The sequence below is a fragment of the Sorangium sp. So ce836 genome, assembly GCF_028553905.1.
In the GTDB taxonomy this organism is placed as follows: domain Bacteria; phylum Myxococcota_A; class Polyangia; order Polyangiales; family Polyangiaceae; genus Sorangium; species Sorangium cellulosum_D.
In genome coordinates this window covers 13,040,590-13,064,768 of sequence record NZ_CP102233.1, presented here as the reverse complement: position 1 = coordinate 13,064,768, position 24,179 = coordinate 13,040,590, and the positions used below count along the sequence as shown (strand labels likewise).

Sequence of the window (24,179 nt, the reverse complement as noted above, 5' to 3'; positions counted from 1 at the left end):
TCGGAGGGCGCCGTCCAGTGTCTCGCAGGGTGCTGTTGGTCGATTCGGACGTGGACGCGCTGGGCGCGCTCGCGTCGGCGCTGAGGGCGCGTGGTCTCACCGTGACCAACGCGAACGGCGCGTTCGAGGCGGTGGAGCAGGCGTTCAAGCGCCGCCCCGACGTCGTGCTGGCCGCGAGGGCGCTCGACGAGGACAGCGCGCTCGCGGACGCGTTCGCCGCCGTCCCCGACCTCGCCGAGACGCCCATCCTGTTCGTCGTCGACGACGCCGAGGCCGAGCTCGGCCCCGACGACGTCCTGCGCAGCGACGTCGATCACATCGTCTCGCGCATCACCGAGGCGTCCCCGCGCGGCTCCAAGCCGACGGTGCTGCAGGAGATCCGCGGCGATCTCCAGCAGGTGCCGCTCGTCGACCTGCTCCAGCTGCTCGCGATGAACCGCCGGAGCGGCGTCCTCGGGATCACCACGCCCGCCGGCGCCGGCGAGCTCCGGCTCTCGGCGGGGGAGGTGATCGACGCCGTGTACCGCCGCCTCGAGGGGGAGAAGGCGCTCTACCGGCTGCTCGGCGAGCGCGACGGGCAGTTCGCGTTCTCCCCCGGCGAGCCGACCAGCGCGCGCCGGCTCATCGCGCCGACGTCGCGGCTCCTGATGGAGGCGCTCCGCCAGGTCGACGAGGTCCAGCGCCGCCGCGCCGAGCTCGCCCCGGCCGGCGAGGCCTTCCTGGTGACCGAGCCGTCGAGCGACGATCTCGACCTGTCCCCGCTCCCGAGCCACGAGCTCTTCAGCGCCGTCGCGATCTCCGGCGGCGCCGTCGCGGCGGACGACGCGAGCGCCGCGACCTCCGTGCCCGACATCACGGCGCCGGCGCCCGTGGCGATGCCGGCCAGCGCGGCGCGGGGCGGCCGCGGCTCGATGCCGCCGCCGCCGACGCTCCGCGCGGCCGAGTCGACCGCGCCCAAGGCGGAGGCGACGCGCTCCCCGACGGCGCCGCCGCCGTCGCTCGGGGAGCCGACGGAGCGCGCGATCGTGGCCGAGAAGCTCACGGCGCTGCTCCAGATGCCGCACAACCTCGACGAGCTGCTCGACGAGATCGGCGCGCCGGATCTCCTGATCCTGGAGGTCTTGATGGAGCTCACGGAGGCCGGGAAGATCCGCCGCATCTCGCTCGCCGACCTCACCACGCCGTTCGCGCCGGCGGAGCACTTCCCGGTGCTCCGGTCGCTGGTGACGCGCCTCGCCCGGCCGGGCTTCGCGCCGCCGCCGCACCTCGTCATCGCCGCGAGCGCGCGCCGCATGACGATGCTCTCCCACGCGGTCCGCCGCATCGCGGACGCGATCGTCCCGGCCGAGCCGCCGCCGCACGCGCCGCTCCCGAGGCCGCTCGGCGTGATCCGGCTCGGCGACGGCGTCGAGCTCGCCCTGGTCGGCCTCCCCACCGAGGAGACCTTCGCGCCCACCTGGGCGCTCGCCCTGCACGGGGCGGCCGCGGTCGTCCGGCTCGGCGACGCCAGGGAGGACGCGCTGTCCGCGCACTGCGAGGCGCTCGAGCTCCTGTTGCTCGACGCAGAGGCGATGATGGGTCCGCTCGATTTGGCCTCTCCCGGACAGATCACGCTGCTCGTTCGCGCCGCGCTCGAGGCCGCCGCAGGGGTGTGAACCGCCGACACGAAGGTTGATTCGAACGGATCTTCCGAGGTTTCTCGCCTCGAAAACCAGCCGCCGTATCGGCGCTTGCAGCGTTGCAAGGGCGGGTTTCTGCTATCGTCGTCGATGCCCTCGCTTTCAGCAGCTCGGCGAGGAGAGGAGCGCGATCGTGCTGATCGGAGTCCCCAAGGAGATCAAGACACGTGAGTACCGCGTGGGCATGACGCCCGCGGGAGTCCGGGCCATGGTCGGCCACGGGCACAGGGTCCTCGTGGAGTCCGGCGCGGGCGAGGGCAGCGGGCTGTCCGACGAGGCCTACGCGCGCGCGGGCGCCCTCATCGCGCGATCGGCGGCGGAGGCGTGGAGCGCCGACATGGTGGTGAAGGTGAAGGAGCCGCTCCCCTCGGAGTACGGTCACTTCCGCCCGGGCCTCGTCCTCTATACCTACCTGCACCTGGCGGCCGAGCCCGATCTCACGAAGGAGCTCGCCCGGCGCGGCGTGACCGGCGTCGCGTACGAGACGATCCAGCTCGAGGACGGCTCGCTGCCGCTGCTCCGGCCGATGAGCGAGGTGGCCGGCAGGATGGCGGTCCAGGTCGGCGCCTCGTGCCTCGAGAAGGAGCGGGGCGGCAAGGGCGTGCTCCTCGGCGGCGTGCCGGGCACGCGGCGCGGCCGCGTGGCGATCCTGGGCGGCGGCGTGGTCGGGCGGAACGCGGCGACCATCGCGGTCGGGATGGGGGCGCAGGTCACCGTGCTCGACGTGCGCGCCGAGACGATGAGCTACCTCGAGGACGTCTTCGGGGGCGCGATCGAGACGCTCTACTCGAACGCGGAGAACATCGAGACGATGTGCGAGCGCGCCGATCTCGTCATCGGCGCGGTGCTCGTGCCCGGCGCCAAGGCGCCGCTGCTCGTGACAGAGGACCACATCCGCCGCATGGAGAAGGGGACCGTCGTGGTCGACGTCGCCGTGGATCAGGGCGGCTGCATCGCGACCTGCCGCCCGACGACCCACGACCACCCGACCTACGAGGTGCACGGGGTCGTCCACTACTGCGTCGCCAACATGCCGGGCGCGGTGTCGCACACGAGCACCTGGGCGCTCACGAACACGACGATCGGCTACGCCGTGGCGATCGCCAACCAGGGCATCGCTGCCGCCGCCAAGGCCGATCGGGCCGTGGCGCTCGGCATCAACACCCACGGCGGACACGTGACCTACGGCCCCGTCGCCGCAGCCCACCGGTTGGAGTACGTGCCGGTCGAACGCGCGCTCGGTTGATCCCGGAGCGCGACCCCGTGGCAGGCGGCAAGAAGAAGAAGATCGCGATCATCGGCGGCGACGGCATCGGTCCGTCCGTCACCGCCGAGGCCAGGCTCCTGCTCGAGCTCTACCAGGCGCGCGCAGGGCTGCCGATCGACCTGTGGGACCTCGACCTCGGCGCCGACCGGTACCTGCGCGACGGGACGACCTTCCCGAACCAGATCCAGGTGGCGATCCAGCGCGAGTGCTCGGCGGTGCTCCTCGGCGCGCTCGGCGACCCGCGCGTGCCGAACCTCGAGCACGCGCGCGACATCCTCTTCGGGATGCGCTTCGGTTACGACCTCTACGCCAACGTGAGGCCCGTCCGGGCCCTGTCCGATCGGCTCGTCCCGCTCAAGGGCCGCGCGGCGAAGGACATCGACTTCGTCGTGTTCCGCGAGAACACCGAGGGCATCTACGTCGGGATGGGCGGCCAGTTCAAGCGCGGCACCCCGGACGAGGTCGCCATCAACGAGGACGTGAACACGAGGAAAGGGGTCGAGCGGATCATCCGCGCGGCCTTCGACTACGCGCGCGCGACCGGCCGGACGCGGGTCACGATGGCGGACAAGTCGAACGCGATGCGACACGCGCACGAGCTGTGGTTGCGGGTCTTCCACGAGGTGCGCGCCCAGTACCCGGAGATCCAGTCGAACCACGTCTACGTGGACGCCCTGTGCCTGTACCTCATCCAGGATCCGTCGCAGTTCCAGGTCATCGTGACGAACAACCTGTTCGGCGACATCGTGACCGATCTCGGCGCGGCGCTGCAGGGCGGGCTCGGCATGGCCGCGAGCGCGAACGTGCACGCGTCCGATCCGGCGCGGGTCGCGCTGTTCGAGCCGGTCCACGGGTCGGCGCCGCCGCTCGCCGGCAAGGACGTGGCGAACCCGTTCGCGGCGATGCTCACCGCCGGGCTGATGCTCGCCCACCTCGGGTGGCCCGAGGAGGAGCGCCGCATCGAGCGCTGGGTCTCGCAGGCGCTCGACCGGGGGATGTGCACGGCCGACGTCGGCGGCGCGCTCGGGACCCGGGCCGCAGGGGCGTGGGTCCGGGAGCAGATCGCCGCGGAGCTGGGCTCGCCGTGAGGTGACCCGGGGGGCCTGGCGCGGCCGACGCGCGGGCGTGGCGCGGCCGACGCGCGGGCCTGGCGCGGCCGACGCGCGGGCGTGGCGCGGCCGACGCGCGGGCGCGATCGCCGAGAAGTTCGGGTGTCCGATCCTCCTGTGATACGGGACCGCCAATGGGCGTAGGATCGAGGGCGGTGGAGCACGCGGGGCCGCGGAGCAATGCAGCGGGCGAGGCTCGGCACGAGCGGCTGGGCGGGGCGCGGGCCGAGTTCGTGGCGAACCTGGGTCGCCGTGTGGCGGAGCTCCGCGCGGTGCTCCGGCGGATCGAGGCGGACGACGATGCGCCGCGGCTCATCGAGGACCTGAAGCGGCGCCTGCACTCGCTCGGCGCCGGGGCGCGGCTCCTGCGCTTCGCGCGCGTCGCCGAGCGGCTCGCCGAGGGGGAGTCGGCGCTCGCCGCCGCGGCCGGCGGCCGGCTCACCGGCGAGGCCGCCGTGACCCTGGGGAAGGTGCTCGAAGAGCTGCCCGCCCTCGCGTGGGGTCAGGCGGCGATGGGCGAGACGGCGGCGACGCCGCGCGAGCAAGCGAGGGAGTCGCGCGAGCGGGCGATGGCGTCGCGCGAGCAGGTGATCGCGCCTCGCGAGCCGGCGGCGGCGCAGGGCGCGCGCGCGGGCGCGGCGAGCGCGCGCAGCGCCGGCGCCGGGCAGGAGGAGGCCGCGGGCGCGGGCGGCGCGAAGGGCCAGGCCCCGACCTGGATCGCGGGCGTGAACAACGGGCGCGCGCTCGCCCCCGAGCCGCTCACGCTCGACGACGAGGAGGAGGCGAGCGCGCGCCCGTCCTCGCCGCGCAGCGCGGAGCAGGCGCGCGCCGTCGAGGCCCAGGAGACCGCGCCGCTCGAGGCGCCGATCACCGTCCTCGTCGTGGGCGGGGCGCCGCTCGCCGAGGCGCTCGATCCGGGGAGCGCCGGCGCAGGGCCGTCGTTCGAGGTGGAGCGCACCGACGAGATCGACACGGCGATCGATCTCGCGCGCGCGTTCGCGCCGGACGTGGTCCTGCTCGACGCGGATCTGCCGGGGGCGCGCGCGCTGGCGGAGGCGCTCGCCGCCGATCCGCTGACCGACCTGGTCCCGGTCGTCGCCGTCGGGCGCTTCGCGCGGCCCGAGGACGCGGCCCCGTACGTGGCGCTCGGCGCCGCGCGCGCGCTCGCGAAGCCGGCGTCGCCCGACGCGCTCCGGCGCGCCGCCGCGGAGGCCGCGGCGAGCTGCGTGCTCCTCCGCCAGCCCGCGCGCGCGCCGCTCGGGGCCGTCAGCCTCGACGATCTCGGGGCGCGCCTCGCCGAGGAGCTGCGCCGCGGGCTCTGCGACGCCGCCGAGCCGAGGAGCCGCGGGGCGCACGTGGACCTCGGCGACGGCGCCGAGGTGCTCGCGGCGCTCTGGGGCGCGGTGGCGCGCATCCGCGATCTGGTGACGATCCGCTCGCACGGCGGCGTGCGGTTCACGCCGAACGGGCCGGAGGGCGCGCTGCCGCTCGCGCCGTGGATGACCGCGCCGGGCGCGCCCGAGGGCGAGCGCTCGCGGCTGCACAGCGAGATCCGCGCGAAGGGGCCGGCGCGCGGGGCCGCGAGCGCCGCGGCGCCGATCGACGCGGCGCTCGACGCGATGGACATCGTGGTCGCGGACGACGATCCGGCGGTGACGTGGTTCCTGGCCGGCGTGCTCCGGGCCGCGGGCGCGAAGGTGCACGAGGCGCACGACGGCGCGCGGGCGCTCGACCTCGCGTACCAGACGACGCCGGACCTGGTCGTGAGCGACGTGCTCATGCCGCGCCTCGACGGCTTCGCCCTCTGCCGCGCGCTCAAGCGCGACGTGGCGCTGCGCGACGTGCCGGTGATCCTGCTGTCCTGGAAGGAGGACCTGCTCCAGCGGCTCCGCGAGCTCGGCGCCCAGGCCGACGGTTATCTCCGCAAGGAGGCGAGCGCCGCGGCCTTCGTGCAGCGGGTGAACGAGGTCCTGCGCGGCAGGCGGCGCGTGGCCGAGCGCGTCGCGACCGGCGGCGAGGTCCGCGGGCGGCTCGACGGCATGACGACGCGGACGCTGCTGTCGCTCGCGTGCGCGCGCCGGCCCGACGCGCTCGTGTCGGTGCGCGACGCGGCGTTCCTCTACGAGGTGCTGATCAAGGACGGCCGCCCCGCGGCCGCGACCCGGACGGCGCAGGACGGGACGTTCCACCGCGGCCCCTCGGTGCTCGCGGCGCTGCTCGGCGTCGGCTCGGGCCGCTTCGCGGTGGCGCCCGCGCCGGAGGACGAGCTCCGGGCGCCGCCGCGCCCCGGGTTCGAGGGGACGCTCGCGGAGCAGCTCGTGCCCGCGATCGCCGCGGCCCGGGCGGCGCAGCGGCTGCTCCACGGGCCGCCCCTCATGCAGGTCGAGCGCGTCATCCTCGATCTGGAGGGGATGGGCGCCACCGCCGACGCGACGCCCGAGCCGGCGCGGGCGCTCCTCAGGGCGCTCGCCCGGGGGAGCTCGCCGCGGTCGATCATCACCTCGGGGGAGTTCGCCGCGAGCCTCGTCGAGGACGTGCTGAACGACGTCGCGGCCCGCGGCGGCGTGCGGCGCGTGATCGGCCGCGAGGGCGAGGATCTGCTGGCCCCCGCCGTGGTCCGCGAGGAGGAGACGCTCCGCGGCGTGCGGCGCGCCTCGGAGCGGCCCGCGCCGGCCGTGGCGCTGCCGCCGGAGCTCGGCGAGGGCGGCGCCGCGTCGTCGCGCGCGCCGGTCGAGCTCGGCGACGACCAGCTCACGGTGGTGCCCGGCTCCGTGGCGCCGGTCCCGGCGGCGCCGGCGTCCGGCGCGGCGGCGTCGATCCCGGTGGTGTCGGCGGCGCCGGCGTCCTGGTCGGCGGCGTCGATCCCGGTGGTGTCGGCGGCGCCGGCGTCCTGGTCGGCGGCGTCGATCCCGGTGGTGTCGGCGGCGCCGGTGTCCGGCTCGGCGGCGTCGATCCCGGTGGTGTCGGCGGTGCCGGCGTCCGGCTCGGCGGCGTCGATCCCGGCGGTGTCGGTCGACGGCGAGGACGAGATCGCGGCCGCGAGCGCGCGCACGGCGCTCGCGAGCGCCAGGATCCCGAGCGATCTCGCCGAGCTCCAGGGCGATGCGGCCAGCGCGCGTGCGACGTGGACCACGCCGGCCGAGGCCGCGGCGCTGGCGGCCGGCGTGACGCCGGCCGTGCCGGGCGTGGCGCCGGCGCCGGCGCCGCGCAGGCCGGAGGCGACGCTGCCCGCGCTCGAGGTCCCGAAGCCCGAGCGGCTCCTGACGCTCGGCTCGCTCCCGCCGCCCCCGGTCGTCGAGGCGCCGGCTCCGCCGCCCGCGGCGCTCCGAGCGCCCGCGCCCCCCGCGGCGCGGGGCGCGGCGTCCGGCCCGGCGCCCACCGTCGACGAGTCGCCCACGCCGCGCCGGGTGCGCCGGCCGTCGGCGTACGTGCCCACGCCGCCGCCGCCGGCCCGCGACAACCGCATGACCATGTGGGTCCTCTTCGCGGTGGCGGCCTTCGTCTTCGCGGTGGCCGCGCGGCTGTCGCGCGATCACGAGCTGCAGGGCGCCCCGCCGCCCGCCGAGCCGGCGAGCCCGCCCGCGGCGGAGTCGCCGGCCGCCGCGGCGCCGGCCGCCGCCGACACGTCGGGCGCCGTCACGCCGGGCTCCGCCGGCACGGCCGTCGCCGCGGCGGCGCCGGCCGCGGCTGCCGCCGGGCCGGTCGGCGAGACGACCACGAACCCCGTGCTCCCCGAGGATCTGCCGCTCGCCGCCGGGCACAAGGTCCCCGAGGGGCACGGCATGCTGGAGGTGATCGCCGGGTCGGGCGACACGCTCTTCGTGGACGGGCGCAAGGTGGGCACCGGCAGCGTCAAGCTGCCGCTCGCGCCGAAGGACGGCGCTTACGAGATCCGGGCGAGGCTCCGGGACGAGGAGCGGGTGCGCTTCGCGCTCGTCAAGGCCGGCCGCCTCACCCGGCTCCGCATCGCGCCGCCGTGGCGCCGCTGAGCGGCGTTCACCCGCTTCGGATACGGGCCCATCTCGACGTTTTCGGTGCTCAGCGCACTGGAGTGCGCTTCCGCGCCGAAAACGCCGAGCTGGACCCGTCTCCTGTGCGGGTGAACGCCGCTCTGTAACGCATGTGCCAGAGACGGGCGAAAACCGCTCCAGCACCGATCACGCTACTCCTATGCCGGCGGGTTCTCGACGGCGGAATCGGCCTTGGCCTTCTTCGACCCCTGCGAGCTCTTCTTGAAGAACCGACCCGGCCAGTCCTTCGGGAGCCGCCGCTCTTCGGCGCGCTGGATCAGCAGGCCGTAGCGTGTCCGCCGCGCGGCGTTGATGTCGTCCACGAACCGGACGATCTCGCGCACGCGCTGATCGGCGGTGGCCGCGGCGGCGCGCCGCCGCTCCTCGACCGCGACGTCGCCTCGGGCAATGTCCTCCTCGAGCCGCGCGCCGAGCGCCTGGAGAGCGGCCTCGCGCTCGGACTTCAGCGAGGCCGGCCACGCGCGCACCACGTCGAGCTGGCTCTCCAGCCCGAGCCGCACGATCTCGTGGCGCGCCTTCTTGAAGTAGCGCTTGCGCTGCGGCGCGTCCCGGTCGCGAAAGGCCCGGAGCAGCTCGTTATCGAGCTGGTCGACGGTGTCGTCGAGCAGGTCGTCCTCGGTGTCGACGCCCGCCTGCGCGACGATCTCGGCGCGCCACGCGCTCCGTTGCCCGGCGTTCACCTGGGCCCAGCGCTCCACGAGCGCGCCGGCCTCGGGCGCGAGATCGCTCGCGTTCTTGTCCGTGAGCAGCCGCGCCTCCTCGTAGACCAGCACACTCCAGATATGGTCGAGGGAGTCGTCGTGATGGATGGTGTTGATGGCCATGGATTCCCCTCTCGTTCTGCCTTCGAGCGCGGCTGGCGGAGCGCCGGGCGAGCGTCGAGGATCGCAGAGGCTAAGAAGAGCGATCGAGCTCGTCAACCGAGCGAGGCGGCGCCAGGGGCGATGTCGGCGGCCGAGCAAGCTTCCGACGCGGCGCCAGGGGCGATGTCGGCGGCCGAGCAAGCTTCCGACGCGGCGTCAGGGGCGATGTCGGCGACCGAGCAAGCTTCTGACGCGGCGTCGGGGGCGACGTCGGTAGCTGCGCCGGCGTCCGGCGCGGCGGCGGGAGCGATGTCGGCAGCTGCGAGGGCTTCCGACGACGCAGGAAGCAATGCTGCTCGCCGAGCGGGCGCCTGACGGGCACTGCGGGTCATGTCGGTGGCTGCGCGAGCCTCCGCAGGCATTCCCAACGGCATCCTCGTCGGTTCCACGAGCTCACCGCCAACGAGGATCGACCCCGGTGAGCTCAGCATGGGCGACACCCAGGGCGATGGGCGGGCGATGTTGTTGATGCACCGTGTCCCATCGATATCGCCTTGCTGCGCCTCCGGCGCGGACGGCCGAAAGCATTTTCGACGCAGCGCAACCCCTGTCGCTGCATGGACGCCAGCCGGGCAGAGACGCCCTGATGAATGCGTTGAGCTCGGCATAGAGAAGCGGTATCGACTCCAGATCGGCGCTTGACGCGCGGTGCAGCGCCATGGCCTCCTCGGCGCGAGGGAGGCTACTATGGCGCTCGCTCCGAGATGTGTGCCTCGGGCATTGATCCCGCTCGTGATGTTTCTTGCATGCGTGCTCGCGCCGGGGGGGTGCGAGTGCATCTCCGGCGACCCGCCCCTGGAGCCGCGTCCGGGCATCGTCGCCTGCCGGACCCAGAGCGCACACGGCCCTGCCACGTCGCGCGCGGCGCCAGAGGTCGAGACCGTCGCCGCCGGCACCATCCCGGGGGCGTTCTCCATCACGAGCACCGGGGAGGCGGTGTACACGATGGATCTGGCCTCCCCTCCGCCGCGCGCGGGCATAGGGCCTCGGATCGAGCTCGTCTATCGCAGCGACGGCGGCGACGGCGTGCTCGGTGCCGGCTTCTCGATCGCCGGGCTGTCCGCGATCGCGCGATGTCCGAAGAGCCTCGCGCAGGGCGGGGAGATCCGCGGCGTGCGGTACGATGGAGACGACGCGCTCTGCCTCGACGGCCAGCGCCTCGTCCCGGTGCGAGAGGGGCCTGGGACCATCGAGTACCGGACGTTCCCGGAGTCCTTCGTCAAGGTGGTCGGGCACTACCCTCCAGAAGGCGGTGCGCCCGCCGAAGCGCTCTTCTTCGAGGCCCATCTGCCCACCGGCCGCGTCGTCGAGTACGGGCGCACCGAGGGCAGCAAGCCGCTCGCGCGGGGCGGCGTCCCGCGCGCGTGGCTCGCGAACAAGGCCCGCGATGGCCGCGGCAACGCCATGACGTACGCGTATTGCCTCGCCGAGGCGGAGGACGGCCATGCCGCCGAGTACGCTGTGGACGAGATCCGCTACACGGCTTTTGAGGGAACTCCGTCGCTCGAGCCTTCGCGTGCGGTGCGCTTCGTGTACGCGACGAAGGATCCGGCTGCCATTCGGACTGGCTACTCGGGCGGCATGGCGCTTCAGCGCTCGCTTCGCCTCGAAGAGATCCAGATGCTCGGTCCGGGCGACGCGCTGGTCCGGAGTTACGGATTCCGCTATGAGCTCAGCCCGACGACGAGCCGCACGCTCCTGACCCAGGTCGAGGAGTGCGCGAGCGACCGGGTCTGCAAGCCTCCCACACGTTTTCAGTACAGCCACGCGAAGCCCGGCTTCAAGCGGGTGACGACGGAGATCGACAAGCCGGTCTCCGAGAGGGCGAGCCCGATGGTGTTCGACATCGACGCCGACGGGCGCGACGACCTCGTGATCCCGGACATGGTCGCGGGGCTCAGCACGCCGAGGAACCCGATCACCGCGTGGCGGGTGGCGCGAAACGTCGGGCCGCGCGCCTCGCCGTCCTTTCTCGCGCCGGCGGAGCTCGCCTTCCTCGAAGAGTGGCCCACGGTCGCCGATCCGATGGGGCCCTCCGATCCCGCCCTTCTTCAGCCCGAGCTCGGGACGGTCCTGGACTACGACGATGATGGGCGGGCGGACGTGCTGCTCCATGACGTTTACGATGCCAAGACCACATGGCATGTGCTCCTGTCCCGACCGGATTGGACCTTCGCGCTCCATGACACGGGCATCCGCCGGCCCTTCCCGCTCGGGGTCACGCCCGCGCCGCCGAGCCTGAGCAGCCCCGGCGGGTCGATGCACCTCGCCGATCTGGACGGCGATGGCATGCCGGATCTGATCCAGTGCGAGGATCACGCCCGCGAGGGACAGGCACCGCTCCCGCTCGCTGCCGTGTGGGCCGTCCACCTCTGGCGACCTGCGCGCGGCGCGGCGCCCGCGGGCTTCGATTCCACGGGCGAATCGATCGAGCTGCTCATGGGCTATCCCTGCGATACGGAGCTCCACACGCTCGACATCGACGCCGATAGCAAGATCGATCTCGCCGTGCCGTCCCTGCGGCGGTTCGGCGACGGGACGGTCCTCCTCGGATCGAGCTACGACGCGATCATGCGCCGGAGCGAGGGACGCTGGGAGGTGATCGACACCGAGCTCCCCGTCGTGTGGCCCGGGGGCCGCGTCGTCTTTCTCGACGTGAACGGAGACGGCCTGCCTGATGCCGTCGAATCCGGCCCGGGTGACCACCAGCTTTATACCTACTTCAACACGGGGCCGACCTTCGTGGCCTCGCCGTTCCGGACCGTGGACGCGTTCAGCTTCGGCGATCTGTTCGGTCTTCCCGATCAGGACGCGTTCTTCCGGTTCGCCGTGCCGCTCGACGTCAACGGCGACGGGCGGCAGGATCTCCTCATGCCGGTTCCACCAGGCATGCTGCTGGGCGGCTCCGACGCGCTCCCGTCGTGGGCCGTCCTGCTCGCGACGGGCGACCGCGCTGGGCCGCCCTTCAGGCTGGTCGACCCGGGGCTGCCGTTCGAGGCCAGCCTCGGCGATGCGGTCACCCTCGCCGATCCGCGCGGGGCGCGCACCGGCGATGTCGACGGCGACGGCGCGCAGGACGTGATCCTGTCGCTCGGCGGCGTGTTCAACGTCTTCCGGAACCTCTCGGCCGATCAAGATCTCCTGGTCGCGGTCTCCGACGGGATGAACGCGCACGACCCGACCGAGCCGGGTTTCGTGCCCAACGTGAGCATCTCGTACGGGCATCTGACCGACGCGTCGGCGGCGACGGGCGACGGAGCTGAGGATCTGACGCGGGAGAGCCCGCTGTACGTCGCGCGTTCCGGCGCGGCGGATGACTGCGGCTACCCGCGGCGCTGTGTGGTCGGGCCTCGTCGGGTGGTCAGCGCGTACGCCCTCAACAACGGGGCGGACCGACCGCGGCGCTTCGAGGTCGGCTACCGCGACGGGCGCTACCACCGGCTGGGCCGGGGATTTCTCGGCTTCGGCGAGCGGATCGTCACCGACCTGGATACGGGCGCCGCGACGCTCGACGCGTACGATCACGTCACCTTCGACGACGATCTCCAGGTCTTTCCTTTCGCGGGGAGCGTCCAGCGGACATGGCGCTGGGCGCCGGGGCTGGCGAGCCAGCCCAGACCGGAGCAGATCGAGCTCTCGTTCGTCGGCGTGACGCGGACGCTCGTTCCGACGAACGACGGCGCGACGTACTTTACGCTGCCGACCGAGCGACGCGTGAGGCGAGCGCAAGGGATCTATCCACCACCGAGCGGCGCGACGCCCTCCATCGAGGCGTACGTGCGGGAATTCGAGGCTGGAGGCGACGGCGCGGCGCTGCTGCGCGACTCCGTGTCGACGGTGACGGACTTCGACGCCTTCGGCAACGTGCGCGCCGAGGAGGTCTCGACGAGCGGCGTCGACCTGACGTTCAAGGTCACGCGGACGTTCAAGAACGACACCGAGCGCTGGGTCCTCGGCCAGCTCCAGACGCAGAAGGAGTGCAGCGCGGCGGCGGGGATGTCGCAGTGCCGGAACCTCACGAGAACGCATACGATCTACGGCGAGGTGGAGACCGAGGCCACCGAGAGCGACGACGGCCTGCCGGACACGAAGCTGAAGATCGCCTATGCGCGCGACGACTTCGGGAACATCACCGGCGTCACGGCGGAGGACGCCTTCGGGCACCAGCGGGCATCCAGCACGGACTTCGACGAGGAGGGCATGTTCCCCGAGAAGTACGTGAACGCAGCCGGGCACACCACGCTCGTGGAGTTCGACGGCGCGCTCGGCGTGCTCCTCAAGCAGGTCGATCCGAATCAGCTCGTGACGACGTGGGCGCACGACGGCTTCGGGCGCCTCGGCGTCGAGGCGCGCCCGGACGGCACGACGACGACGGTCGCGCTCTCCCGCACCAAGGACGGCGGCCCAGAGCAGGACGCGTGGCGGGTGAGGCAGCGGCGCACCACGACCGGCGGAGCCGACGACACGGTCGAGCTCGATGCCCTCGGCCGCCCGATCCGGTGGTGGTGGTACGGGCCCGAGCCGGAACCGGCGCAGGGGTCGGGCGGTGCGAAGCGCATCCTGCAGGAGATTGGCTATGACGCGCTGGGAGAGCACATCGCGCGGCGCTCGGTGCCGGTCCGCGAAGATGCGCCCGAGAGCGAGAGGCTGTACGATCGCTATGAGTACGACGCGGTAGGCCGCGAGGTGCGGCATACGGCGCCGTGGAATGCGGTCACGACAACGGAGTACGATGGCCGGCGCGTGCGCGTCACCGACCCGCTCGACCACGTGACCGTGACCGAGCTGGATCCGCTGGGGCGAACCGGGTCGATCACCGACGCAGCCGACGGGATCACCCGCTACAGTTACGGCCCGTTCGGCATGCTCCACACGGTCACCGATCCAGGCGATGCGGTGACGCGCACGACGCGCGACGCGTTCGGCCGCGTCCGGCGGCTCGACGACCCCGATCGGGGCACGACGGTCTCGATCCATGACGGCTTCGGCGAGCTGGTTTCGTCGACCGATGCGCTCGGACGAGAAGCCACGTGGGCGTACGACGCGCTCGGCCGACCGCGCACGCGCGTGGACCGGGACGGCGCCCAGCGCGTGACGACCACGTGGACCTGGGACACCGGGGAGCACGGGATCGGAAAGCTCCACGCGCTCGCGAGCCGCGACGGGGAGAAGACGTACGGGTACACCGACCGCGGCCAGCTCGACACGATCTCGCTCCGCATCGACGGCGAGCGCGCTCCTCTGGAGGCGAGGCTCGGCTACGACGAGCTCGGTCGCGTCGAGGCGGTCACGTATCCGGCGCCGGCCGGCGCGGCGCCGTTCGTCGTGGACCACGATCGCGACGCGCACGGCCATGTGCTCGCCGTGCGCGACCGCGGAACGGGCTCCGCCTACTGGCGCCTGACGGAGGTGGACGACGCGGGGCGATTCCGGGAGGAGGTGTTCGGCAACGGCGTCGTCACGGAGCGGAGCTATTTCGTCGACAAGCAGCGCCTGAGGCACGTGGCGACGCAGAGCGGCGCGGGTGAAGTGCAGGACCTGGACTACGGGTTCGACGATCTCCTCAATCTCACGCGCCGCACCGATGCGCTCCAGCCCGAGAACACGACGGAGCGCTTCCGTTACGACCCGCTCCTGCGGCTAACCTGCGCGTACTTCGGCGACGTCGAGAGCGCATCGGCGCCCTGCGCCCTCCGCTACGACTACCACCCGAACGGCAATCTCACCTTCAAGTCGGACATTGGAACGCTCTCGTACGATGATCCGCTGCACCCGCACGCGGTCACCGGCGCGGACGCGGGCAGCTTCGCCTACGACGCCGTTGGCAATCAGATCGCGCGGCCTGGCGGCACAACCGTGCGTTATTCGCCGTTCGATCTGCCGGAGCGCATCACCCAGGGCGCGAGCACCACCACGTTCGGCTACGACGGGAACCAGCAGCGGATCCGCAAGACCACGCCGGAGCAGGAGACGCTCTACTTCGGCGATCTGTACGAGCGGGTGACCGAGGCGGCATCGGGCACCGTGGAGCATCGGTACCACGTGCACTCGCCGGAGCGCGTTGTGGCGATCGTGACCCGCGGAGGCTCGGACGCCGGCACGCGGTACGTGCATGTCGATCACCTCGGCTCGGTCGACGCGCTCACCGACGAGGACGGCGACGTGATCGAGCGGCGGAGCTACGACCCGTTCGGCCAGCGCAGAAACCCCGTGTGGGGAGAGACCGCGCCGGCCTCGTTCTCCAGCGAGACGACGCAGGGGTTCACCGGGCACGAGAGCGACGACGAGCTCGGGCTCGTGAACATGAAGGGCAGGATCTACGATCCGAGGATCGGGCGGTTCTTGACCACGGACCCGATCGTTTCGATCCCGACCTTCGGGCAGAGCTGGAATCCGTACAGCTACGTGCTGAACAACCCCCTCGCGTTCGTCGACCCGGGCGGCCTTCAGGAAGCGCTCCCGGAGGATGGGGCTCGCTCACCGCTGTCGGCCGGCGCGGAGTTCAGTTGGGAAGTGCTCGACCTGCCGCCGATCGGACTCAAGCTGATCGGCCGCCCGGTTCCGAAGGTCGAGGCGCGCTCCGACGCCGACACCAACACCGTGGCTGCCGAGACGGGCGGCGCCATGCCGCCGATCGACGTCAGCACGACCGGTAGCGCGTCCGGGTATGTGCCGCAGCCAGTGACCACGGCGCCGATCGACTGGTCGCAGAACCCCTACGTGCAGGTGGAGGGAGGGTTCGTCGCCGGGTTGTTGCTCGGGGCGGTTCCTTTCGCCGGCGTGGGTCACGAGCTGCTGGACGCCGCCGGCGTGCTGGCCCATGGAACGCCGGAAGCCAGGACGGGCCTGGCCATCGGGCAGATCGTCGGTGGGATTGCCGTCACGCTGGGAGGCTTGACGGGGGAGGTCTTCGGGGGCGTCACGAGCGCCACCGGAATCGGCGCGGCGATCGGTGTGCCTGCGATCGCGGTGTCGACCGGGCTCGTCGTCGGTGGGGTCGGTAACATCGCGGCGGGGCTCCAGGGGCTGTCGCAGGCACTGATGTCGCAAGGGTCGGGGAGCTCGGCGCCAAACGGAACTGCGCCCGCCGCAAGCGGAGCACCCGAGCACCATATCATGACGAACAAGAATCGCGTGTCGACAGACCGCGGAGGACCCTGGACGCCGCGGTTCGAGGACATGGCCAAGCGCGCTGGCATGACGCTCGAAGATGCCGCCAATCGGGTTCGGATTCCGGGCCACCGCGGACCGCATCCCGAGGCGTACCACAGAGAGGTGTTCGATCGATTGTCGCGCACAACAGAAGGACTGTCCGGCAACGCCTATTCGGCAGCATTCCGTGCCGAGTTGGACGCCATCCGAAGGGAAGCTGCAACGGCGGGATCCGCCCTCAACCGGTTGCTCATGCCATGAGACGATATTTTCGATTGCTCGACGACGTGACGGTGCCAAATCGATGGCATCTTGGGTCTGCAACGCTCGCCGACGGAACGGAGCCTCGCCTTCGCGCCGGCATTCGATTCGAGGCTTCGGAGACGCCTAGCATCCCGGTGACACATGGGGACTGCGTCCTCGATTTCACTATCACGAGCTTCGCTGTGCCCGTAGCGAATAGGAGGCTTGTCGACGCTGTGACTGCCGTGGCAGGGGCTGACGTGCAACGCATCCCAGTCAACATCGCCGGTCAGCCCGGCATGGTCGTCCTAAATGCCTTGCGAACACTTCGATGCGTCGACGAGCTAAATTCGGAGTTCGTCAAATGGACGAAGCAAGACCACCGAGCTGACCTCGCAGGTCAGTATCGACAGATTACGAAACTCGTCCTAGATGAAGCAAAAATCCCGTGCGATGCCCATATCTTCCGCATCGAAGGCTCGCTTGTAGAGCTGATTGTGTCGGAGGCGGTGAAGGACGCCATGGAGCGCGTAGGGTGCCTCGGTGCGAAGTTCATCGAGCTGCAGACGTCAGGCGCGCGTTCACATGCGTGAGCGTGTGGACGGTCGCCTTGCAGGTAGCGAGCTGAGGGATCCCCTCGTTCGTCACGGAGCCGGGAATCCATCGCCCGGCGGATGGTTGATGCGGCATGATGCCACCCATGACCGTTGCCGATTCGCTTTCGACCCAGAGGCCCGACCGAGACAAGCTCGGTCTGGAGCACACCCGGGAGTTCGTGGACCGCGTTTTCGGCGCCGACTTGCACGCCTTGCGCGTGCTGTCGCTGGCAAACGGCGTCGCCGGGGTCCTGAACGCCGCCGTCCTGTCGATCCACGCCATCGGGCAGGCCTACGCGAACGTGGCGAAGATCACCGCCAAGAGCGGCGTCAAGCAGGTCGACCGCATGTTGGGCAACGACGCCCTGTCGCTCGACATCGTGCTGGCGCGCTGGGTCCGGTTCGTCGTGGGAGAGAACGCGTCGATTCTCATCGCCCTGGACTGGACCGACTTCGACAAGGATGACCACACGACGCTCTGCGCCTACATGGTGACGACCCACGGTCGGGCGATGCCGCTGGCTTGGAAGACGGTGAAGAAGTCGGCGCTGAAGGATCAGCGCACCGGACATGAACTGGAGATGGTCGAGCGGCTGCACACCTGGCTGCCCGAGAACGTGAACATCACGCTCCTGGCCGACCGGGCGTTCGGCTACCAGGAGCTCTACGCGCTCTTGGAAGCATTCGGCTGGGACTTCGTCATCCGGTTCCGAGGCTGCATCCTCGTCGAATCGGCCGAGGGCGCGGTGCGTCCCGCCGAGGACTGGGTGCCGTCGAACGGCCGGCCGAAGTTGTTGGTGGGCGCGCGAGTGACGGACAAGCGTGCCGCCGTGGGCACCGTGGTGCTCGTGAAGGCGGCGCACATGAAGGAGGCATGATGCCTGGCGACGTCGCTCGCGACCACGAAGGCGGCGGAGGGAGTCAAGCTCTATGGCCGGCGGTTCACGATCGAGGAGACCTTCCGCGACACCAAAGACCTCCACTTCGGCATGGGGCTGTCGGCGACGCACATCCGCGATGCAGCCCGGCGCGATCGGCTCCTGCTGCTGGTCGCCATGGCGCACACGCTTTTGACGCTGCTCGGCGCCGCCAGCGAGGCCTCCGGGCTCGATCGAACTCTGAAGGTCAACACGGTCAAGAAGCGAACGCACTCGCTCTATCGCCAGGGGCTGTACTGGTACCACTGCATCCCCACGATGCGGGAGGAGTGGCTTCGCCGCCTGGTGGATGCCTTTGACCGCATCGTCCGCGAGCATGCGTTCTTCAGCCATTTCTTCGAGGTCAAATGAGGGGATGCCTCAGCACAGGAGGAGCATCACGAACTATTGATCCTCGCGTGGCACAAGCACTTGACCGCGTGCCAGCGGCTGAACGGTCGCCGTTTCACGGAGCATGTGCCGAGATCGGCTGTATCACCCAGACGCTGGCGGCGGGAATCGACCCGCGCGGCGGCGTAAGCACAGCCGTGAGAATACGACGACCGGGGCATCCAGCGCACGCAAGCAGGATAGATGCCTGTCGGAGCTGTGCGGCCGTCCTCGGACAGTTTGGTGTAGATTTCTGACATCGAGGGAAGCCGATTGAACCGCACGATAGACCTACTGAACAAAATCGACGAAGAGGTCGGGCTGAACAAGCACGCGGACCGTTGCGTTCGCTTCATGGTAGAGAGTTGTATACTGATCAAAGATCGCCTGTCAGACTCGGGCACGTCGGCGCTGGTGGTGGCGCAACGATACTGGGCCGGACTGGCCACGGAAAACGAGCTCGAAGCGGCCCGAGTCGAATGTTGGCAGGAACTCGACGCAAAATCATGGTCTACAAACACTGAAGAGCCGGAAGCATGCGCAATGAGGGCAGTTATCTGCGTCTTGTATCCACGGTGGGTAGAGCGCGACGCGCTTGAGCACATGGAGTGGTTCATGCAGATGTCGAACCGAGCGGAGGACCATTGGATAGAACAGTACAACCTGTTGCACAGTCTATTTCTGACACGCTGCACGTCCACAATTGATGAACGTGCCAGGACGTCTGGTGCGTGATGCAGCGGAGCACCCCGACCGGTGGCGCCAACGGTACGGGATCGGCTCGGCCGCCCGATCCCGTGGTGATGGCACGGGCTCTAAAGAGAGACGATGAGACACATCGTCGAAGGGCAAAGGGTCCGCAGTTCCGCCACGTTCGCGAGGGTTCGTGGTCCGGTGCGCGTCGCCCCACCTGAGCAAGATGTCCCTCGTCACGTCCTGGATCGCACGCTCGTCCGGTCGGGCCATGGCCACGAGCGCATGCCAGAGGTTGTTGCGGAGGTCCGGCGAGAACGCGCCGCCGCGCGTGCGCTCATGGTCCTGGGCCAGACGCGCGCTGAACGTCGATTCGCCCGAGCCCTATGGCCCATGTATGGAAGGGCAGCTCCAGCGTGGCGTCGCGCCCGCCCGGCGGCGCACGCGCTGCACCGCGCGCCCGGTGTTCTACCGCGCCCCCGCGGTACCATCGTCGAGCAGCGCACCGAGCCCCGGGCGGACGGGCGCAGGTGCCCGGAGGCGCGTCAGGCTGTGCGCGGCTGAACGTGTCCCGCGGATGAGCTCGCGTCCGTGACCGCACCCAGGGTCACGCAGGTGGACCCTCGGCGTGATCCCACGGCGCGCCGGCCGTGGGCCCGCCCGACGCCCGTGAAGGCGTCGCGCGATCCCCGCTCGTGGTAGAGCACGCCCCGTGCGCGCCCGCGTGATCCGACCCCGCCACCCCTCCGCCGCGCTCCTCGCCGCCGCGGCCGCGCTCCTCTCCGGCTGCACCGGGTGCGAGACGTCGACCCGCGAGCTCCCGGCCGGCGCCGCCGCGGCCGCGTCCGCGAGCCCCGCAGCGACCCCGCTGCCCCCGGCCCGCGACCTCGTGCACCTCGTGGACGAGCTGCGCAACTGCGACATCGAGCACCGGGGGCTCCTGTTCGACACCGGCGCCAACGCCCTCCTCGGCCGCTTCGCCTGGCAGGGGACCGTGCCCACCGGCATCAAGGCGGTCGAGCACGCCGGATCCACCTGGGCGCGCATCTCGGATCGGCAGATCAAGCTCACGTTCCTCCTGCCGTCCGCGAGCCCCATCTTCGTGTCCGCCCGCGCGGTCGGCCTGGCTTCCCGGTACGCCACGATCTCGCTGGATGACCAGCTCCTCGGGACCCTCCGCTTCCAGCGCGACCAGATCCGCATCGCCTCGACCCCGACCACCACGCTCCCGGCCGACCCCGGCCTGCACACCCTCACGATCCGGTTCTCCGGCCGCCTCCGCGAAGGGGAGTCGTTCGCGGACATCGACTGGGTCCGCGTCGGCATCCCCGACGAGGACCCGGCCACCTACGGCCCTCCGACCCTGCGCGACGTCGTCGCGCCCGCCGCGGCGCTGTCGGGCGTCCCTCACCGGTCCATCGCGCTGCGCGCCCCGGGCGCCGTCCGGTGCACCTTCCGCCCGTCCAAGGTGACCCGCCTCCGCACGGCCGTCGGCGTGCTGGGCGCCGGCGAAGGCGACGCCGAGATCCGCGTCCTGCGCGATGGCCAGGAGCCCCTCGCGCTCCATCGCGTCCACGTCGAGGGCGGCGACAAGGCGACCTGGACCGACGTCGAGCTGCCGCTCGCGCCCTTCGAGGGCTCCCTCATCACCCTCGAGCTCCGCGCCACCGCCGCGGCCCGCGGCGGCCGCATCCTCTTCGGCGACCCCGTCCTCGCCGGATCGCAGGAGCCCCCGCCGCCCGTGCGCGCGGCGCGCGCCGTCGTGATCGTCGCCCTGAACGGGGTCGAGCGGCCCGATCTGCCCCCGTGGAGCGGCCGCCCCGAGCCGCACCTCGCGACGCTGTCCGAGCTCGCCACGTCCGCGACGACGTTCGATCACCACCGGGGCCCGAGCACGGTCGTGTCCGCCGTGATCGCGTCGCTGCTCACCGGGCTGCCGCCGGCGGCCCATACCGTCACCGACACCGGGGCCCGCCTCCCCGCCCGCATGACCACCATCGGTTCCATCGCGAGCGACAGCAGCATCCGGACCGGGTTCTTCACCGGCGTCCCCACCACCTTCCGGGCCTTCGGCTTCGGACCCGGCTGGTCCCGCGTCCTCGAGCACCCCCCGACCAGCGGCGAGCCGGCCACCACCCCGATCGACGCCGCCACCGCCTGGATCAGCGAGACCGTTCGCCAGGACGCCGGCAACCGCCTGCTCGCGTTCGTCCACGCGCGCGGCGGCCACCCGCCCTGGGAGGTCGGCCCGAAGGAGCTGAACGCCCTCAAGCCTGCCGATTACGCCGGCCCGATCGAGCCGCGCCGCGCCGCCCAGATCCTGGCCAGGCTGCGCAACCGGCGCCGCGACGTCCTCAGCCCCGAAGATCGGGACCGGATCCGCGACCTCTTCTCCATCGCGCTCGCCGGCCAGGACCGCGCGCTCGGCAACCTCATCGGGACCCTCAAGTCCGCCGGCCTCTGGGACGAGACCCTCTTCATCGTCACCGGCGACCTGGCCAGCGGTCGCTCCGACGCCACGCTCTACGCCGAGAGCCTCGACCTCCAGGAGCCGGTCCTGACGCTCCCGCTTTATGTCCACTTTCCCGGCGACCTTTACGCCGGCCAGCGCATCTCTGCCCCGACCGAGATCATCGACATCACGCGCACCGCCGTCGCCGCCCTCGGCCTCTCGTTCGCCCGCGAGCCGCTCGGGAAGGATCTGGCGGCCGTCGCCTCGGGCCTCCAGGGCGTCGAGCGCGACCCCCAGATCGCCGCCCTCGCCGATCGCTACGCCACGCGCTGGGGCAACCTCGTGCTTTCGGGGCGGCTCGGCGTCCCCCCCTTCCTCTGCGACCTCGACGTGGACCCGACCTGCGCGTTCAACCGACGCGAGGTGATGCCGCTCGCCACCCTGTCGCTCTTCCGGCGCACCGTGACGTTCGACCTGTCCCTGCGCGCGCCCGCGGCGCAACGGGAGCCGGCCACGATCGACGCGGAGACGGCGGCCGTGCTCAACGTATGGGGCGCGCAGTGACGCTCGCGCGACGCCCCGCCGGCGCGGCGTCGCGCTGACGACGGCCCGCTGACGGCGCCCGGCGGCGCGCGCCGCCGCGGGGCGCGGGCGAGGGCGTCCGCGACATCGCGCAGGCCGCGCACGCTCGCGCTCCGCGACGCCATCTGCCCCGCTGCGAGGCAGCATGCCCCGCTCCGCGCTCCCGCGCGCGGCGTCGATCGAGCGATCGATCGATCCATCGGCCGACGTACGCCCGCGCCCGCGCGTGCGCGTCATGCGCCCGCCGCGCGCGCGTTGGCGTGCGCGTGATGCGCTCGCTCCGCGCGCGCCGGGCGCCTGGCATGCTTCGCGCAAACGCCGCAGACCGCACAGGCAAAGCGCCTCGATGGCGCTTCATCTTTCCGTGAGAGGAGTCCCCGCATGAAGGCGACCGACCTATTGAAGGAGCAGCACCGGGAAGTCGACGAGCTCTTCGAGCGCATCGCGCAGGCCGATACCAGCGAGATCGGCGCGCTCCGGGACGAGCTCGTGGCGTGCCTCGTGGGCCACTCGGCCATCGAGGAGGAGCTCTTCTACCCCGCGACCCGGGAGGCGCTCGGCGCCTCCCCCCTGATCCCGACCTCGTACGAGGAGCACTCCCTGGTCGAGATCATGTTGCAGAAATTGCTCAGCACCGAGCCGGGTGACGAAACCTTTCACGCCAGGCTGGGTGTGCTCAAGGAGCTCGTGCGACACCACGTCGAGGAGGAGGAGCGGGAGCTCCTGCCCCAGGCCGAGCGCGCCATGGGCGCCGACCGGCTCGAGGAGCTCGGGGCCCGCCTCGAGGCGCGCTTCGACCAGGTGCGCGAGGGCAACGTCGAGGCGCTCCTGAGCCAGAACGTCGCGAAGAGCATGCCCGCCGCCGGCGGCCGCCGCACGCGGGCCGCGAAGCCTCCGGCGCGCAAGGCGGCGGCCAAGCGTCCGCCCGCGAAGCGCGCGTCGACGCAGCGCGCCGAGACGTCGCGGGGCGCCCCGAAGGGCCGCCGCGGCGCCGCGGCCACGACCGGACGGAAGAAGGCGGCAGACACGGCGCCGGCGAAGACCGGGCGGGCCGCGCCCGCGCGCAAGACGGGCCGGGCGACGACGAGCCGGGCCACGGCGAGCCGGCCGGCGAAGACGAGCCGCACGGGCCGCAAGGGCGGTCGCACGAGCAACGCCTCCGCGCGCTGAGATCGCGGCACACCTCGGGAGCGCCGGGGAATGCCGGTGGACGCCGGGGAATGCCGGTGGACGCCGGGGAATGCCGGTGGACGCCGGGGAACGTCAGCGGCGCGGGGTCCGTCCGGAGGGGATGGTGGGCCCCGCGCCTGCATCGAGGTCGAAGAGCGGGAGCGTGCCGCCGGCCTTCGAGGCGGCCTTCGCCGGGCCGGCCTTCGGAGCAGCGGCCTTCGCCGGGTCGGCCTTCGGGGCAGCGGCCTCCACCGCGACCTCCTCCAGCAGGGCAGGGTCGTCGTGGCCGACCGCGTTGACCCGCGTCGAGACGGCGCGCGCCGCGAGGGAGCCGCGCGGCGCCGGCCGGAGCAGCGCCTCGACGCGATCCGCGTCCGATGCCTCGCCGTCGCCGACGCCCAGCCAGAGATCCACGTCCTCGGGCGCGAGGAGGACCGGCATGCGGTCGTGGACCTGCGCCACGTCGGCGCTCGCCTCGGTGGTCAGGATCGTGAAGCGGACGTCGATGTCCCCCGCGTCGGGCTCCTTCGCCGGCTGGTACAGCCCCGCCATGCGGAGCAGCCCGCCCCCGGCAGGGTGGAACCACGTCGGCCGCCGCGCGCCCTTCGGCCCGGTCCACTCGTAGAAGCCGTCCGCGGGCACCACGCAGCGGCGCGCCGCGAACGCGCCGCGGAACGTCGGCTTCGTCCGCGCGCTCTCGGCCCGCGCGTTGGCGAGGAGCGAAGGCGCCGCGCCGCCCCCGCCGAAGCGGCCGGTGAACCCCCAGGTCGCCGCCACGAGCTCCCGCCGGCCGCCCTGCGCGCGCAGCACGGGGTGGACGGTCGACGGGGCGATGTTGTACCGGGGCCGGTAGAGCGCGGCCGCCTTCGGATCGGCGGCGATCGCCCGAGCGGGGCCGCCGTTCGCGGCGCCCGCGCCGAGGTACGCCTCCAGCATGGCGACGAGGGATGCGAAGTCCGGAACGGCGAGGGTAAAGCGCGCGCACATACCACTAGATTAGCGCCATCGGCGCGCCTACAAGGGCGCTCCGGACGT

At 72.0% G+C, this 24,179-nt stretch carries 11 protein-coding genes and 1 pseudogene; 10 read left to right on the top strand and 2 right to left on the bottom strand.

What is annotated here, in order from left to right; all coding sequences use genetic code 11:
• The first annotated feature begins 29 nt into the window (after nt 1–29).
• The 4 genes from NQZ70_RS47795 to NQZ70_RS47780 all read left to right on the top strand — a co-directional run bounded on the left by NQZ70_RS47795 (nt 30) and on the right by NQZ70_RS47780 (nt 8,044).
• Nucleotides 30–1,655: a DUF4388 domain-containing protein gene (locus tag NQZ70_RS47795; RefSeq protein ID WP_129580178.1), complete on the top strand. Its 1,626-nt coding sequence runs from the start codon at nt 30–32 to the stop codon at nt 1,653–1,655.
• Between the two features lie 157 nt (nt 1,656–1,812).
• Nucleotides 1,813–2,925 (top strand): alanine dehydrogenase, encoded by a 1,113-nt coding sequence (gene ald / locus NQZ70_RS47790; RefSeq protein WP_129580177.1) that lies wholly within the window; start codon nt 1,813–1,815, stop codon nt 2,923–2,925.
• On the top strand, nt 2,922–4,034 hold the full coding sequence (locus NQZ70_RS47785) for an isocitrate/isopropylmalate dehydrogenase family protein (RefSeq protein ID WP_129580176.1): 1,113 nt from the start codon (nt 2,922–2,924) through the stop codon (nt 4,032–4,034). The genes ald and NQZ70_RS47785 overlap by 4 nt, the downstream gene beginning before the upstream one ends.
• A 176-nt stretch (nt 4,035–4,210) precedes the next feature.
• A complete protein-coding gene (locus tag NQZ70_RS47780) occupies nt 4,211–8,044 on the top strand; it encodes a response regulator (protein ID WP_272827121.1) in 3,834 nt (1,277 codons plus the stop codon).
• Nucleotides 8,045–8,223: 179 nt separating this feature from the next.
• Here NQZ70_RS47780 and NQZ70_RS47775 read toward each other — a convergent pair whose 3' ends face one another.
• A complete protein-coding gene (locus tag NQZ70_RS47775) occupies nt 8,224–8,910 on the bottom strand; it encodes a hypothetical protein (protein WP_129580175.1) in 687 nt (228 codons plus the stop codon).
• 726 nt (nt 8,911–9,636) lie between these two features.
• Between NQZ70_RS47775 and NQZ70_RS47770 the strand changes: the two genes are divergently transcribed.
• The 6 genes and pseudogenes from NQZ70_RS47770 to NQZ70_RS47745 all read left to right on the top strand — a co-directional run bounded on the left by NQZ70_RS47770 (nt 9,637) and on the right by NQZ70_RS47745 (nt 23,144).
• Complete coding sequence (locus NQZ70_RS47770) at nt 9,637–16,362, top strand: RHS repeat-associated core domain-containing protein (protein ID WP_129582008.1); 6,726 nt, start codon at nt 9,637–9,639, stop codon at nt 16,360–16,362.
• A 14-nt stretch (nt 16,363–16,376) separates the two neighbouring features.
• Nucleotides 16,377–16,937, top strand: a complete 561-nt coding sequence (locus NQZ70_RS47765; protein WP_129580174.1) for an imm11 family protein — start codon at nt 16,377–16,379, stop codon at nt 16,935–16,937.
• Between the two features lie 107 nt (nt 16,938–17,044).
• Nucleotides 17,045–18,229: pseudogene (locus NQZ70_RS47760) on the top strand (IS4 family transposase).
• A gap of 291 nt (nt 18,230–18,520) precedes the next feature.
• On the top strand, nt 18,521–18,982 hold the full coding sequence (locus NQZ70_RS47755; RefSeq protein ID WP_129580172.1) for a hypothetical protein: 462 nt from the start codon (nt 18,521–18,523) through the stop codon (nt 18,980–18,982).
• Nucleotides 18,983–19,664: 682 nt separating this feature from the next.
• Nucleotides 19,665–21,956 (top strand): sulfatase-like hydrolase/transferase, encoded by a 2,292-nt coding sequence (locus tag NQZ70_RS47750; protein WP_237244709.1) that lies wholly within the window; start codon nt 19,665–19,667, stop codon nt 21,954–21,956.
• Nucleotides 21,957–22,355: 399 nt separating this feature from the next.
• Nucleotides 22,356–23,144 carry a hemerythrin domain-containing protein gene (locus NQZ70_RS47745; protein WP_129580170.1) on the top strand — a complete coding sequence of 263 codons (789 nt, stop codon included), beginning with the start codon at nt 22,356–22,358 and terminating at the stop codon, nt 23,142–23,144.
• A 93-nt stretch (nt 23,145–23,237) separates the two neighbouring features.
• Here the strand turns inward: NQZ70_RS47745 and NQZ70_RS47740 are convergent, their stop codons facing one another.
• Entirely contained in the window at nt 23,238–24,131 is an 894-nt protein-coding gene (locus NQZ70_RS47740; protein ID WP_129580169.1) for an SOS response-associated peptidase, read from the bottom strand.
• Nucleotides 24,132–24,179: the final 48 nt, after the last annotated feature.